Origin of the sequence: Streptomyces sp. NPDC096132 (genome assembly GCF_044763345.1) — a bacterium.
GTDB lineage: Bacteria > Actinomycetota > Actinomycetes > Streptomycetales > Streptomycetaceae > Streptomyces.
Genome location: NZ_JBIWGA010000057.1, coordinates 14756 through 27505, shown reverse-complemented (window position 1 = coordinate 27505; position 12750 = coordinate 14756). Strand labels below are relative to the sequence as shown.

Genomic DNA, 12750 nt, shown 5'->3' with positions numbered 1-12750 from the left:
TTCAACCCTTCCGACACGGAGGTCACCCAACATGTTCTTCGCCCAGTACTACCTCGACTGCCTCTCCCAGGCGTCGTACATGATCGCCGACGAGAGCACCGGCAAGGCCGTCGTCGTCGACCCGCGCCGCGACATCTCCGAATACCTCACCGACGCCGCCGAGCACGGCTTCACCATCGAGGCCGTCGTCAACACCCACTTCCACGCCGACTTCCTCGCCGGCCACCTGGAACTCGCCGACCGCACCGGCGCCTGGATCGGCTACGGACAGCGCGCCGACGCCGAGTACCCCATCCGCAGGCTCACCGACGGCGAGCGCATCAGCCTCGGCGACGTCCAGCTCCAGATCCTCGAAACCCCCGGCCACACCCCGGAGTCGATCAGCGTCCTGGCGTACGAGCACGCCGCCGACGCCGTCCCCTACGGCGTCCTCACCGGCGACGCGCTGTTCATCGGCGACGTCGGACGGCCCGACCTGCTCGCCTCCATCGGCGTGACCGCCGACGAACTCGGCAAGATGCTGTACGACACCATCCAGCACAAGCTGATGGATCTCCCGGACGCGGTCCGCGTCTTCCCCGCCCACGGCGCCGGCTCCGCCTGCGGCAAGAACCTCTCCACCCAGCGCCAGTCCACCATCGGTGAACAGCGCGCCACCAACTACGCCTGCCGGCCCATGAGCGAGGAGAAGTTCGTGTCGCTGGTCACGGAGGGGCAGCCTTCCGCACCCGCGTACTTCGTCTACGACGCCATCCTCAACCGCAAGGAGCACGGCCTGTTCGACGCGGCCGCCGCACCCCGGCCGCTGTCGGTGGAGGAGTTCCTGGAGCGGCGCGCGGCGGGGGCGGTCGTGGTCGACGCCCGTTCGCCCCAGGACTTCGCGCCCGGGTATCTGCGAGGCTCGGTCAACGTGCCCGCCGACGGCCGCTTCGCCGAACAGGCCGGCATGGTCGTCACCCCCGAACAGGATGTCGTCGTCATCGCGCCCCAGGACCGGGAGGAGGAGGTCGTCACCCGGCTCGCGCGGATCGGCTTCGACAAGGTCGGCGGATACCTGCGTGAGCCCGAGGGCGCCTTCCCGGCCCTGGCCGACGAGATGGAGCAGGCCAGCCGGCTGACCGCCGACGAGTTGCGCCGGCTGCTCGACGGCGACGAACCGCCACTGGTCCTGGACGTGCGCAACACCGCCGAGCGCGAAGAGGGCTTCATCGAGGGCTCACTGCACATCCCGCTGGCCGAACTGGCCCGCCGCATCGAGGAGATCCCGGCCGACCGGCCCCTGGTCGTGCACTGCGCGGGCGGCCACCGCTCCTCCATCGCCGCCAGCCTGCTGCGCCACAAGGGCCGCACCGACGTCTCCGACCTGCTCGGCGGCTACGGCGCCTGGCTCGCCCTGCCCGCGTCCGCCGACGTCTGATCCACCGCGCTCCACACTCCGCACTCCGCACTCCGGGCGGCGGTCACGGGAATCGGCCGCCGCCCGCCCCCAAACCGCTTCGAAGACGCCAAGGAACCCATCGATGACCATCCATGCCGACAAACCACGCCTCGATCCCGCCGCGTTGCGCGACCTCACCCAGCACGGAGAGGGCCCTCGCCTGCTGGACGTACGCACTACCGGCGAGTTCCGCACCGCCCACATCCCCGGCTCCTACAACGTGCCCCTCGACACGCTCCGCGAGCACCGCGCCGAACTGCTGCACCACCTCGACGAGGACGTCGTCCTCATCTGCCGCTCCGGCGCCCGCGCCGCCCAGGCCGAACAGGCCCTCGCCGAGGCCGGACTGCCCAACCTGCGCGTCCTCGACGGCGGCGTCATGGCCTGGGAGAACGCCGGCGGCCCGCTGACCCGGGGACCCGAACGCTGGGACCTGGAGCGCCAGGTCCGGCTCGTCGCCGGAGCTCTCGTCCTGGTGACCGGCGTCGCGGGCCTGTTCGTGCCCGGACTGCACCTGATCGGCACCGCCGTCGGCGCCGGGCTGACCGTCGCCGCGCTCACCAACACCTGCGCCATGGGCATGCTGCTGTCGAAGCTGCCCTACAACCGCGGCCCGCGCACCGACCTCGACACCGTCGTCGCCGCCCTGCGGGGCACGTCGTGATCGCCGTCATCATCGCCGCATCGCTGCTCATCGGGGTCAGCCTCGGCATCCTGGGCGGCGGTGGATCCATCCTGACCGTGCCCATCCTGGTCTACCTGGCCGGAATGGAGACCAAGGAGGCCATCGCCACCTCGCTGTTCGTCGTCGGCGTCACCAGCGCCGCAGGCGTCGTCTCGCACGCCCGCGCAGGGCGCGTCCGGTGGCGTACAGGGCTGCTGTTCGGCCTCGCCGGCATGACCGGCGCCTACGCGGGCGGACGACTGGCCGAGTTCGTCCCCGGCGGCGTCCTGCTGACCGCGTTCGCCCTCATGATGATCGCCACCGCGGTCGCCATGATCCGGGGACGCAGGCAGCAGCCGAAGAAGGTTTATCACGAACTCCCGGTACTCCACGTCCTGTTGGACGGCATCGTCGTGGGCCTGGTGACCGGACTGGTCGGCGCGGGCGGAGGCTTCCTCGTCGTGCCCGCCCTCGCGCTGCTCGGCGGGCTGCCGATGACTGTGGCAGTCGGCACCTCACTGCTGGTCATCTCCATGAAGTCCTTCGCGGGCCTGGCCGGTTACCTCGCCAGCGTGCACATCGACTGGGGCCTCGCGGCACTCGTCACGGCGACCGCCGTGGTCGGCGGCCTGCTCGGCGGACTGCTCGCCGGGCGGATCCCGCAGGACGCGCTTCGCAAGTCCTTCGGCTGGTTCGTCGCCGTCATGGGCGTCTTCGTCCTCGGCCGGCAGACTGGCTCCGACCTGCGTCACACCGTGCTCACCAGCCCCTGGACATGGGCGTCCGTGGCCGCGGTGGCGGGAGTCGGGGTCAGCTGGTACATGCTGAGGCGCTCCGGACAAACGCCGGAGCAGACGAGCGACGCCCCGGCCGTGCCGGGCGACGGAAGCCCGGACCGCCTCGCCACCCGCCCGTGAGGAGAGGAGGTGAAAGCCATGGGCACGGAAACGGACTCGTGGGCCGAAGTGCTCGTTCGGCTGCGGCGGGCCAAGGGACAGCTGGCCGCGGTCATCGCCATGATCGAGGCGGACCGCGACCGCAAGGACGTCGTCACCCAGCTGGCCGCGGTCTCCCACGCACTGGACCGGGCCGGCTTCAAGATAGTGGCGGACGGCATTCGCCAGTGCCTCACCGAACAGCGGCGAGGGCACGTCCCGCCGCTGAGCGAGGCCGAACTGGAGAAACTGTTCCTGACGCTCGCCTGACCCGGACCCGGTATCCCATCTCAGGGGGTGCAAGGTGATCTCCCACGCCATCGTCACCGACCGGTCCGGCCGGCCGGACAGCCACTGCCCCGACACCCGACCGGCCGGCCCGCGGACACCAGCAGCGGAGCAGCGCGCCCGCGAGGACGTCCGCGCTCGGCTCATGCGCCGGTTCCCGGACATCCCGTCCGAGACACTGGCGACGGCGACGGCGGAGGCGTTCGCGCTCTTCGCCGACGCCCGCGTACAGCACTACGTACCGGTTCTGGCCTTCAAACGCGCCGCGGAGCAGTTGTCCCGCCGCGTCGCCACGCGGGGCGAGGCAGGCGGTGAGCCATGAGACCGACCCCGAAGTGCGTTCTCGACCGGTCCCGCCCCTGCAACGCCTGCATCGCCCCGGACCCCAGCACCTGCCCCTACCCGTATCTGCTCGCAGGGGACAGTCCAGAGGACCAGGACGACGGCGACAGCACGGGCGAGGATTCAACCCACGCACAAGAATGAGGTGCACACAATGGACGCAGCGGGCTGGGACGAGCGGTACCGCGGCAGCGAACTGGTCTGGAAGGCCGAGCCCAACCGCTTCGTCGCCGAGGAACTGGCCGGTCTGGAGCCGTCCGGGCGAGCGGTCGACCTCGCCGCCGGGGAAGGACGCAACGCCGTCTGGCTCACGGAGCGAGGCTGGGAGGTGGACGCCGTCGACTTCTCCGCCGTAGCGCTGCAGAAGGCCGAGGGACTGGCCGCCGAACGGGGCGTGCGGCTGCGCACCGTCCACGCCGATCTCACTCTCTGGGCGCCTGCGGAGGCGACGTATGACCTGGCGCTGATCGCGTATCTGCATCTGCCATGGCCGGAGATGACCGACGTACTGACCCGGGCCGCCACCGCCGTGCGCGAGGGCGGGACACTGCTGCTCGTCGGCCATGACGCGGCCAATCCCGAGCATGGCCACGGCGGGCCGCATGATCCGCGTGTGCTGTACACGCCTGAGCAGGTGGCCGAAGTGTGGCGGCCCTACGCCGGCATCCTGCGAGCCGCGACAGCCACCCGGCCGGTGACCGACGCCGAGGGCAACATCCGCACGGCCCTCGACACCCTCGTCCATGCCGTACGGAGATGACCCCGGCCGGTGCGGGTCAGGCCGGCGTGCCGGGTTTCGTCGCCAGATACCAGTCGGTGAGCTTGACGCTGCCGTTCATGCGGCCGGGGCTCACAGAGGGCCGGAGGGCCCTGCCTGCTCCACCTGCGCCCCTTGCGTGGCACTCCGCCGGGTCGCCCGTATCGCCAGGGAACGGCTGCCTGCGCGCGAAGGGAACAATGCGGCCTCGCGCGACGCTGTCATTGATACCCCTCCCGGTATTCAAATCGCAGTCGACACCCGCTGGGGACTGTTACCGGTTCAGCCGAGGAGCGTGAGGACGATGGCGACGGCAGGACGTGACCGGCCCGCGACGAGCGAGGACAACGGCTTCGTGACCACGTGTGGGCGCAGGATCGCCGTGCGGTGCCTGCGGCTCGCGCCCGCCGAGCAGCCCATCAGCCGGGTCGCCCTGGACGTGGGCCGAGACCAGGGCGGCGAGCCGGGCGTGTGGGCGGCACTCACCGCTGGCGAGGCACGTGACCTGGCCCGCCTGCTCCTCCTGCACGCCGGCCTGGCCGAGCACGGCACCGAGCCCGTCGGCCCGACGTGCAAGGACTCCCCCTCGCCTTGACTCAAGCGTGCGTTCGCGTCACTACAGCACGTGCAAGTACTCCCGGTGGCCCAGGAGTTCCGGACGCCGCACCGGTTCGACGTCGCGGCACTCGGACGGGTCACGTCCGAGGAAGGATGTGCCGAACTCGGCGTTCAACTGTTCCGCCACGCGCCAGGGCAGGGTCCACGCCACGACGGCGACACCCGCTCCGCGGGCGGCGAACAGCGCGGCGCTCTGGCCCGCTGATGGTCCCGGTGCCCGGTGATGCCACCTGTGTCGAACACGAGCAGGTGGGTGGGGCGCTGCTCGCCGATGAGGCGGGTCACCTCCGCCGCGAGCCGGGGCACGGGACGCCGTCGAGAGCTCCGGCCGGGTAACCGCCCCGTTCCACGCGCTCGACCCAGTTCCCTTGTGGCGCAGGTGAGTTCGCCCGACCGCACGATTCGCAGGTCGCCGGGCCTGCCGTGCAGCGTGGACGACTCACCTTGGGTGAAGCGGAGCACGGCCGTGGGCACACCGAAGCCGGACAGCAAGGCGAGCAGGCCGCCCAGGCCGAACGCCTCGCCGTCGGGATCGGCGACCACCGTCGGCACACGCCGTATCCCGTCCGGCAGGCCGCGCCCGGCACCCGCGCCGGCCGTCTCAGGTGTAGATGATCTGGCCGCCGGCCGCGTGCTCGTAGAATTCGCCGACCGTGATGACGCCCTGGACCTGCTCGACCAGGTCGTCCTTGTCGAGTTCGAAAAGGTCCACGGACGCCTTGCAGGCGTAGATGCCGGCACCGGTGTCGGAGATCATCTCGATGAACTCGGGGATCGGCGGGATGTCGAGCTTCTCCATCTTGCGTTCCATGTACCTGGTGATCAGGTCCGGGACGCCGGGCATGCCGCCCAGCAGCGTCGGCAGGTGCAGGCCGGGGTTGCCCACAGTGGCCAGCTTGATGTGCTCCCAGTGCTTCTTCGTGATGGCGTCCAGGCCGAAGAAGGTGAAGAACAGGTCGGCCTCGATGCCCTCGGCACGGGCGCCGTTGGCCATGATCAGGGCGGGATAGATCCCCTCCAGGGATCCCTTGGAGACGATGATCGAGACCTTCTCGATGGTGGCGGTGTCAGTCATGGCGGGCCCTCTCCTTCTCAGATGCAGCCGCGAGGCTTGGGGATGCCGGCGATCTTCGCGGCCGTCTTCGCCGGTCCCTTGGGGAAGAGCTGGTAGAGCTCCTTGACACTGACGCCGGAGATCTTGCCGAGCACGCGCACGGTGGGGCCGGTGCCCTTCTCCGCGTACTGGGCCCGCATGAAGCGGATGACCGTCCAGTGCCGGTCGGTCAATGTGTCGATGCCGAGTTCCTTGGCGATCTGTTCGGCCATGGGCTCGGTCCACCGTCCGGGGTCGGTGAAGAAGCCTTCCTCGTCGACCGGGACGGAGGTGCCGGCGTAGGTGGCGGTGGGCATGACGGTGCTCCTTTGGTTCAGGCGTTGACGTGGTGTTTGCCGTGCTCGGGCATCGCCGAGCCGATGCCGGGAAGCTCCCGGCCGGGCAGCAGGCTGTGCCAGTACAGCCACTCGAAGGCGAGCTTGCCGAGATGGGCGGCGTGCGACTCCTTCAGCAGCGGCAGCCCGACCGGACCGGGGAAGTGACCCGGCAACGGCTCGGTGTCGTAGTTGAAGTCGATCAGCAGCGCCTTGTGGAAGCCGGTCTCGACGAAACAGTTGGCATGCCCGTCGAAGGAGGCGTCCAGCGGCTGTCCGGCCAGGAAGCGGCCGATGTTGTGCACCAGCACCTCGCCCTCGAAGTGCGCCACCGAACCCGCCTTGGACGCCGGCACACCCGCTGCGTCGCCGATCGCGAACACCTCGGGACGGCCTGGGTGTTGGAGGGTGTGCGGGTCGACGGGCACGAATCCGAGCTCGTCGCCCAGATCCTCGGAGCGCTCCACGTACTTCGCGCCACCGTGCAGCGGGACGACCACCGCGAGGTCGAACGGCACCTCCCGCTCGTCGTACGAGACCAGTCGGCCGCCGGCCCCGTCGACCTCACCGAGCGTGAACTCGGTGACCAGTTCGATACCCTTCTCCTTCAGCAGCCCGCCCAGCGCCTTCGCCGCCACCGGCTTGGTGAAGGCCGCGTCCAGCGGGGTGACATAGGTGAGTTGGACCTTGTCCCTGATGCCTCGCCGCTGGAAGTACCAGTCGGCGAGGAACGCGAACTCCAGGGGTGCGACCGGGCACTTGACGGGCAGGTCGGCCACGTCGATCACCACCCGGCCGCCGTCGAAGCGCTCCAGCGCGTCGTGCAGGCCAGCGGCGCCGGGCAGGTCGTAGAAGGTGAAGACCTTCTCGCCCCAGCCGGGTCCGGTCAGCCCCTCGGTCTCCTCCGGCAGCAGCGTCGCTCCGGTGGCGACCACGAGGACGTCGTACGGCAGCCGGATGCCACCGGCGAGGTGCACCGTCCGCGCGTCCGGGTCGACCCGCTCGATCCGCGCCTGTTTGTAGTCGACGGCCGCGTCCAGTTGCCGTGGACGGGAACGGACGAGGTGGTGCGGCTGGGCGAGCCCGAAGGGCACGAACAGCAGGCCGGGCTGGTAGAGATGGTCGTCGTTCTGGTCGACGACCGTGACCCGCAGATCCCGCTCGGCGTACGTGCGCTGAAGGCGGTTGGCCGCCATGGTGCCGGCGGTTCCGCCGCCGAGAATCACAATGTGTTTGCCCATGGCCCCACTGTCGTGCGGGAGATGACGGCCGGGCAGGGGCCGCTGGTCCCCAGTCATGTACCCGCCGGGGTATGTCTTCGACCGGGCCAACCGGCCCCAGGATCGATTTACCCACCATGAACGCCCTGATAAAATACCTACCAGGGTATACCGCCGCACAATCAGGCACGAGGGCCGAGCGGTCCCCGGCGCACCCCGTCGGCCCCTCACCCCGCCCCCGCGCTCAGTGGTCGACTGGAATCCGGAGCAGCCGACACCAGCGAGAAGGGCGCCCGGCCATGACCGGTAGCACACCGCAACCTCTCAGCACGAACCACCCGCACCCCCTGGACGTACACCGCCTCGAGGTCATCCACGTCGACCGGGACGCCTACACGGTGGACATCCGGGGACACCACCTCCGGGTCGACCAGCCCGCCGAGGCGGGCGGCACGGACACCGCACCCACCCCCACCGAGCTCTTCGCGGCCTCACTGGCCACCTGCGTGGCGTTCTACGCGGGCCGTTACCTCCACCGGCACGGCCTGCCCCAGGCCGGCCTGCGCGTCCGTACGGAGTTCGTCATGGCCACCGACCGCCCGGCGCGTGTCACTTCCCTGCGACTTGTGATCGCCCCGCCGCCGGAACTGCCCGAGCAGCGGCGCGCGGCCCTGCTGGCCGTGGCCTCGCACTGCACGGTCCACAACACCCTCCACCAGCCGCCCAAGATCGACATTGAGCTGGAACCATGAGTACGGCCTCCCTGCCGACCACGTCGGCACCGCTGGACCGCATCCGCGGCGGCCTGATCGGCGACGACGAGGTCCTGGACGGACCGTACGGACCGAAGCGGATCGTCTACGCCGACTACACCGCCTCCGGCCGCTCCCTCGACTTCGTCGAGGACTTCGTCCGCGAGCAGGTGCTGCCGCGCTACGGCAACACCCACACGGAGAGCTCCAGCACCGGCCTGCAGACGACCCGGCTGCGCGAGGACGCCCGCCGGATCATCCGCGACGCGGTCGGCGGCACCGAGGACGACCTCGTGATCTTCTGCGGCTCCGGCGCCACCGCGGCAGTGAACAAGCTGGTCGGCATTCTGGAACTGCGCCGCCCGGACCGGCCGCCGTCGGCCGAAAGGCCGGTGGTGTTCGTGGGCCCCTACGAACACCACTCCAACGAACTGCCCTGGCGTGAGTCGATCGCCGACGTCGTGGTCATCGACGAGGACCGGGACGGCCACATCGACCTCGCCCGGCTCGAGGCGGAACTCCGGCGGTACGCCGACCGCCCGCTGCGTATCGGCAGCTTCTCCGCCGCCTCCAACGTCACCGGCATCCTCACCGACGCCGACCGCATCGCGCGTCTGCTGCACATGTACGGCGCGCTGTCCTTCTGGGACTACGCGGCGGCGGCACCCGTACATCCCGATCCGAGTGGCTCAGAGCGCTCCGGGCGCCGGGGACCACAAGGACGCGCTGTTCCTGTCCCCGCACAAGTTCGTCGGCGGGCCGCAGACCCCGGGCGTGCTCGTCGTGCGGCGTGAGCTGGTGCGCAACCCTGTGCCCACCGCCCCCGGCGGCGGCACGGTCGCCTTCGTCGACCCCCTCGGCCACCGCTACCTCGACGACCCGGTCGCCCGCGAGGAGGGCGGCACCCCGGCGATCATCGAATCCATCCGGGCCGGGCTCGTCTTCGCTCTGAAACAGGCGGTCGGCACCGACACCATTCAGGCAGCCGAGGAACGCCACTGGCGCCAGGCCCTCGCGGCCTGGGAGCGCAACCCCGGCCTCCAGGTCCTCGGCAACCACCACGCCCGCCGGGTGTCCATCGTCTCCTTCCGTATCCGCCACGGCGACCACGCTTACGTGCACCACAACTACGTCGTCGCCCTGCTCAACGACCTGTTCGGCATCCAGGCCCGCGGAGGCTGCTCCTGCGCGGGCCCCTACGGCCACCGCCTGCTCGCCATCGACCCGGCCACCTCCCACGCCCTGCTCGACGAGGTCGCCCACGGCTGCGACGGCATCAAACCCGGCTGGACCCGCGTCAACTTCAACTACTTCATCAGCGACACCGTCCGCAACTACCTCATCGACGCCGTCGACCTGATCGCCACGCACGGGCACCGCCTGCTTCCCGACTACCGCTTCGACCCGCACACCGGACAGTGGCACCACCGAGACGGTCCCGTCGACCCTCCGCTGCGGCTGACCGACGTGCGCCTCGGCGTCGACGGGCGGATCACCGCCCTCACACCCCGCCATCGTCGGCTGGGCGAGGAGGCACTGGCCGGTCAACTCGCCCGTGCCCAAGCGGTGCTGACGGCCGGGCCCGACAACCTGGACGACGGCCCCACCGGGCTGCCGGCCGACTTCGAGCGCATGCGCTGGTTCCCGCTGCCGCCCGTCTGCCTGGAACAAACCCGGGGCGACACCGGTTGAACCGAGCAGACGAAGATACCCCACCGGGTATCTTGAGAGGAGAGGGAATCCCGTGCCGACCGTCGAACTGACCAAGGACAACTTCGAGGAGACCGTCACCGGCTCCGACATCGTGCTGATCGACTTCTGGGCCGCGTGGTGCGGACCGTGCCGGATGTTCGGCCCCGTCTACGAAAAGGCGGCCGAGCGCCACCCGGACATCGTCTTCGGCAAGGTCGACACCGAGGCACAGTCCGAACTCGCCGGCGCATTCCAGATCTCCTCCATCCCCACCCTGATGGCCGTCCGCGACCGGACCGTCCTGTACGCCCAGCCCGGCGCGCTGCCGCCGCAGGCGCTGGAGGAGCTCATCGGCAAGATCCGGACCGTCGACATGGAGGACGTACGACGGAAGGCCGCCGCGGGCTCGGCGGAAGCGAACTGAGGGCTCAGGGCTCCCGCGGCGTCTGTGCAGGTGCCCCGGACCTCGAGGGGTTCAGCGGCTGCGGAGAGCCGTGAGCGCGGCGTTCAGGTCGGTCGCGCGCGGGCGGTTGTGCGGCAGCTTGCCGAGCACGGCCGCCATGCCGCAGGTGTCGGTGAGGGCGGAGAAGACCAGGCCGCCCGCGATGCCGGCCGAGATCAGCAGGAGGGCCGGATGCACGAGCAGGCCCAGGACGAGACCGAGGAGCACCAGGGCGCCGGCCGTGAACCGGACCTGGCGTTCCATGCTCCAGCCGGCACGCGTGTCGCAGGCCGCCGGTGTGTGCAGGTCGTGCCCGTCGGCAGCCCAGGCGCCGGTACCGCCGGCGAGGGTCGCCGTGGTGATGCCCTGCTCGGCAAGGAGCTTGCAGGCGTTCTCGGAACGGGCGCCGGACGCGCACACGACCAGGACGTCCCCGCGCTCGGCGGCGTGCCGTATCTCCGGCAGCGCCCGCCGGACGTGGTCCAGGGGGATGTTCAGGGCGCCGGGCAGGTGGCCGGAGGCGTACTCGGCGGGCGTGCGCACGTCGATGACGGTGAGCTCGTGCAGCCGCGTGCGGGCCTGGTCGGCGCCGAGGCTGACAGGGGCAGGGGAGTTGGTCATGACAGATGTGATCCTTAATGGTCGACGGCGCCCCGAACCGGGACGTACAGTACCCCTAGGGGTATTTTTCGAGGAGTGATCGTGGAACTGGAGCTCGAGGGTGCGGACCTGAAGGCCGTGCTGAACCGCCTGCGCCGGGCGCAGGGTCAGATCTCCGGAGTGATCCGGATGATCGAGGAGGGTCGCGACTGCGAGGACGTCGTCACGCAGCTCGCCGCCGCCTCGCGCGCGCTGGACCGGGCCGGTTTCGCGATCATCGCGACGGGCCTGCAGCAGTGCATGACCGACATGGAGTCCGGGCGCAAGAACGGCGAGGACCCAGAGGCGATGCGCGCCCGGCTGGAGAAGCTGTTCCTGTCCCTGGCGTGATCATACGCGGTGGCCGCCTCAAGCGACCGCGTCGATCAGCATGAACGCGGCCACGACCAGCAGCACCAGGGCGAAGACCCGCTGAAGCGTGTGCCCGGAGACTTTCACGGCCAGTCGCTTGCCGTCCCAGGCCCCGAGAATCGCAGCCCCGATGAAGGGGCCGACGACGGCCCAGTCGAGCCTCTCGACCGTGCCGGCCCGGGTCGCCAGCGCGGCCAGTGAGTTGACGGTGATGACCAGCAGGCTGGTGCCCACCGCGTTCCGCATCCGCATGCCCAGCACACCGACCAGCGCCGGTACGGCCAGGAAGCCTCCGCCGACGCCGAGGACACCGGTGACCGCGCCGAGGCCGGCACCGGCCGCCGCGGCCCGCCCCGGCCGCACTGTTACGGCATCCTCCGCGGCCGGACGGGCGCGCAGCATGCGCAGGGCGGCCGCTCCCGCGACCGCAGCGAAGCCCGCCGTCAGTACGGCCTCCGGGATGCGGGCGGCGAGCGCCCCGCCGAACATCGCCGGGCCGATCCCGGCCGCCGCGAACAGCAGTCCCGTACGCCACCGCACGTTGCCCTCGCGGGCGTGTGCGACCAGCGCGGTGAGCGACGTGAGCGTGACGATGACCAGACTCGCGGTCGTCGCCCCGACCGGGCTGAAGCCGAGCAGGTAGATCAGCGCGGGGACCGCCAGGACGCTGCCGCCGCCCCCGAGCGCGCCGAGCGCCAGGCCGATCACCGCTCCGGCGGCCAGGGCGAGTATGACCGCGCTCACGCGACCGAGCCGTTGCGGCCGCGCGCATCCACCACCGGCAGCCCCGCTCCGGCCCAGTCACGCATCCCGCCGATCACGTCCACGGCCTGCGAGCCACGGGCGACGAGCAGTTCGGCGGCCTGCCGGGAGCGGTTGCCGGAACGGCAGATCACGACCAGGGGCCGCGCCTGCGCGTGAGCGGGCAGCCCCGCCCCGGCGGCCAGAGCGGACAGCGGCAGGTGCACGGCTCGCGGGGCATGGCCCGCCTGCCACTCGTAGGGCTCCCGCACGTCCAGCAGCACGGCGTCACCGCCGCCTTCGGTGTTGTCGTGCCCGGTGCGTACGGCCGCCTCCTGCACGCTCACGCGCCCGGGGCCGCTCCGGGCCCGTCGGAAGATGCTCATCTCGGTTTCTGGCTCCTGTTCGTCACGTCGTCGGGG

General features: G+C 70.7%; 20 protein-coding genes. 12 read left to right on the top strand and 8 right to left on the bottom strand.

The annotated features are described in order from the left end of the window. Positions 1-31 precede the first annotated feature (31 nt). The 7 genes from ACIRF9_RS51030 to ACIRF9_RS51000 all read left to right on the top strand — a co-directional run bounded on the left by ACIRF9_RS51030 (position 32) and on the right by ACIRF9_RS51000 (position 5019). Positions 32-1417 carry a rhodanese-like domain-containing protein gene (locus ACIRF9_RS51030; protein WP_403837268.1) on the top strand — a complete coding sequence of 462 codons (1386 nt, stop codon included), beginning with the start codon at positions 32-34 and terminating at the stop codon, positions 1415-1417. 103 nt (positions 1418-1520) lie between these two features. Continuing rightward, the gene (locus ACIRF9_RS51025; protein WP_403837266.1) at positions 1521-2102 is read left to right on the top strand and encodes a rhodanese-like domain-containing protein; all 582 of its coding nucleotides are present in this window, start codon (positions 1521-1523) and stop codon (positions 2100-2102) included. After that, positions 2099-3019: a sulfite exporter TauE/SafE family protein gene (locus tag ACIRF9_RS51020; protein WP_403837265.1), complete on the top strand. Its 921-nt coding sequence runs from the start codon at positions 2099-2101 to the stop codon at positions 3017-3019. Before ACIRF9_RS51025 ends, ACIRF9_RS51020 begins: the two co-directional genes overlap by 4 nt. 18 nt (positions 3020-3037) lie before the next feature. Further along, on the top strand, positions 3038-3307 hold the full coding sequence (locus ACIRF9_RS51015; protein ID WP_403837264.1) for a metal-sensitive transcriptional regulator: 270 nt from the start codon (positions 3038-3040) through the stop codon (positions 3305-3307). 34 nt (positions 3308-3341) lie between these two features. Then, positions 3342-3647: a three-helix bundle dimerization domain-containing protein gene (locus ACIRF9_RS51010; protein WP_403837263.1), complete on the top strand. Its 306-nt coding sequence runs from the start codon at positions 3342-3344 to the stop codon at positions 3645-3647. Between the two features lie 174 nt (positions 3648-3821). Then, entirely contained in the window at positions 3822-4427 is a 606-nt protein-coding gene (locus tag ACIRF9_RS51005; protein WP_403837262.1) for a class I SAM-dependent methyltransferase, read from the top strand. Positions 4428-4728: 301 nt separating this feature from the next. Beyond that, the gene (locus tag ACIRF9_RS51000) at positions 4729-5019 is read left to right on the top strand and encodes a hypothetical protein (protein WP_403837261.1); all 291 of its coding nucleotides are present in this window, start codon (positions 4729-4731) and stop codon (positions 5017-5019) included. 21 nt (positions 5020-5040) lie between these two features. On the opposite strand, the gene ACIRF9_RS50995 is transcribed toward ACIRF9_RS51000, so the two are convergent. From ACIRF9_RS50995 to ACIRF9_RS50975, 5 genes are read right to left on the bottom strand one after another with little or no spacing between them, the layout of a single operon-like run. Next, a complete protein-coding gene (locus tag ACIRF9_RS50995; RefSeq protein ID WP_403837269.1) occupies positions 5041-5193 on the bottom strand; it encodes a hypothetical protein in 153 nt (50 codons plus the stop codon). After that, positions 5154-5585: a PIG-L family deacetylase gene (locus ACIRF9_RS50990; RefSeq protein WP_403837267.1), complete on the bottom strand. Its 432-nt coding sequence runs from the start codon at positions 5583-5585 to the stop codon at positions 5154-5156. Before ACIRF9_RS50990 ends, ACIRF9_RS50995 begins: the two co-directional genes overlap by 40 nt. Positions 5586-5643: 58 nt before the next feature. Further along, complete coding sequence (locus tag ACIRF9_RS50985) at positions 5644-6117, bottom strand: DsrE/DsrF/DrsH-like family protein (protein ID WP_403837260.1); 474 nt, start codon at positions 6115-6117, stop codon at positions 5644-5646. A gap of 17 nt (positions 6118-6134) precedes the next feature. After that, complete coding sequence (locus ACIRF9_RS50980; RefSeq protein WP_403837259.1) at positions 6135-6452, bottom strand: TusE/DsrC/DsvC family sulfur relay protein; 318 nt, start codon at positions 6450-6452, stop codon at positions 6135-6137. A gap of 17 nt (positions 6453-6469) precedes the next feature. Beyond that, positions 6470-7711, bottom strand: a complete 1242-nt coding sequence (locus tag ACIRF9_RS50975; RefSeq protein ID WP_403837258.1) for an NAD(P)/FAD-dependent oxidoreductase — start codon at positions 7709-7711, stop codon at positions 6470-6472. 278 nt (positions 7712-7989) lie between these two features. Between ACIRF9_RS50975 and ACIRF9_RS50970 the strand changes: the two genes are divergently transcribed. From ACIRF9_RS50970 to trxA, 4 genes are read left to right on the top strand one after another with little or no spacing between them, the layout of a single operon-like run. After that, positions 7990-8442: an OsmC family protein gene (locus ACIRF9_RS50970; protein WP_403837257.1), complete on the top strand. Its 453-nt coding sequence runs from the start codon at positions 7990-7992 to the stop codon at positions 8440-8442. After that, positions 8439-9236, top strand: a complete 798-nt coding sequence (locus ACIRF9_RS50965; RefSeq protein ID WP_403837256.1) for an aminotransferase class V-fold PLP-dependent enzyme — start codon at positions 8439-8441, stop codon at positions 9234-9236. Before ACIRF9_RS50970 ends, ACIRF9_RS50965 begins: the two co-directional genes overlap by 4 nt. Then, entirely contained in the window at positions 9127-10134 is a 1008-nt protein-coding gene (locus ACIRF9_RS50960) for an aminotransferase class V-fold PLP-dependent enzyme (protein ID WP_403837255.1), read from the top strand. The genes ACIRF9_RS50965 and ACIRF9_RS50960 overlap by 110 nt, the downstream gene beginning before the upstream one ends. 52 nt (positions 10135-10186) lie before the next feature. Then, positions 10187-10558 carry a thioredoxin gene (gene trxA, locus ACIRF9_RS50955; protein ID WP_403837254.1) on the top strand — a complete coding sequence of 124 codons (372 nt, stop codon included), beginning with the start codon at positions 10187-10189 and terminating at the stop codon, positions 10556-10558. A gap of 51 nt (positions 10559-10609) precedes the next feature. Here the strand turns inward: trxA and ACIRF9_RS50950 are convergent, their stop codons facing one another. Then, on the bottom strand, positions 10610-11197 hold the full coding sequence (locus ACIRF9_RS50950; RefSeq protein WP_403837253.1) for a rhodanese-like domain-containing protein: 588 nt from the start codon (positions 11195-11197) through the stop codon (positions 10610-10612). Between the two features lie 81 nt (positions 11198-11278). On the opposite strand from ACIRF9_RS50950, the gene ACIRF9_RS50945 reads away from it, so the two are divergent. Next, the gene (locus ACIRF9_RS50945; RefSeq protein ID WP_123986680.1) at positions 11279-11566 is read left to right on the top strand and encodes a metal-sensitive transcriptional regulator; all 288 of its coding nucleotides are present in this window, start codon (positions 11279-11281) and stop codon (positions 11564-11566) included. 18 nt (positions 11567-11584) lie between these two features. On the opposite strand, the gene ACIRF9_RS50940 is transcribed toward ACIRF9_RS50945, so the two are convergent. Together ACIRF9_RS50940 and ACIRF9_RS50935 are read right to left on the bottom strand one after the other, a co-directional pair. Then, the gene (locus ACIRF9_RS50940) at positions 11585-12331 is read right to left on the bottom strand and encodes a sulfite exporter TauE/SafE family protein (protein ID WP_403837252.1); all 747 of its coding nucleotides are present in this window, start codon (positions 12329-12331) and stop codon (positions 11585-11587) included. Further along, positions 12328-12714: a rhodanese-like domain-containing protein gene (locus ACIRF9_RS50935; protein WP_403837251.1), complete on the bottom strand. Its 387-nt coding sequence runs from the start codon at positions 12712-12714 to the stop codon at positions 12328-12330. The genes ACIRF9_RS50940 and ACIRF9_RS50935 overlap by 4 nt, the downstream gene beginning before the upstream one ends. Positions 12715-12750: the final 36 nt, after the last annotated feature.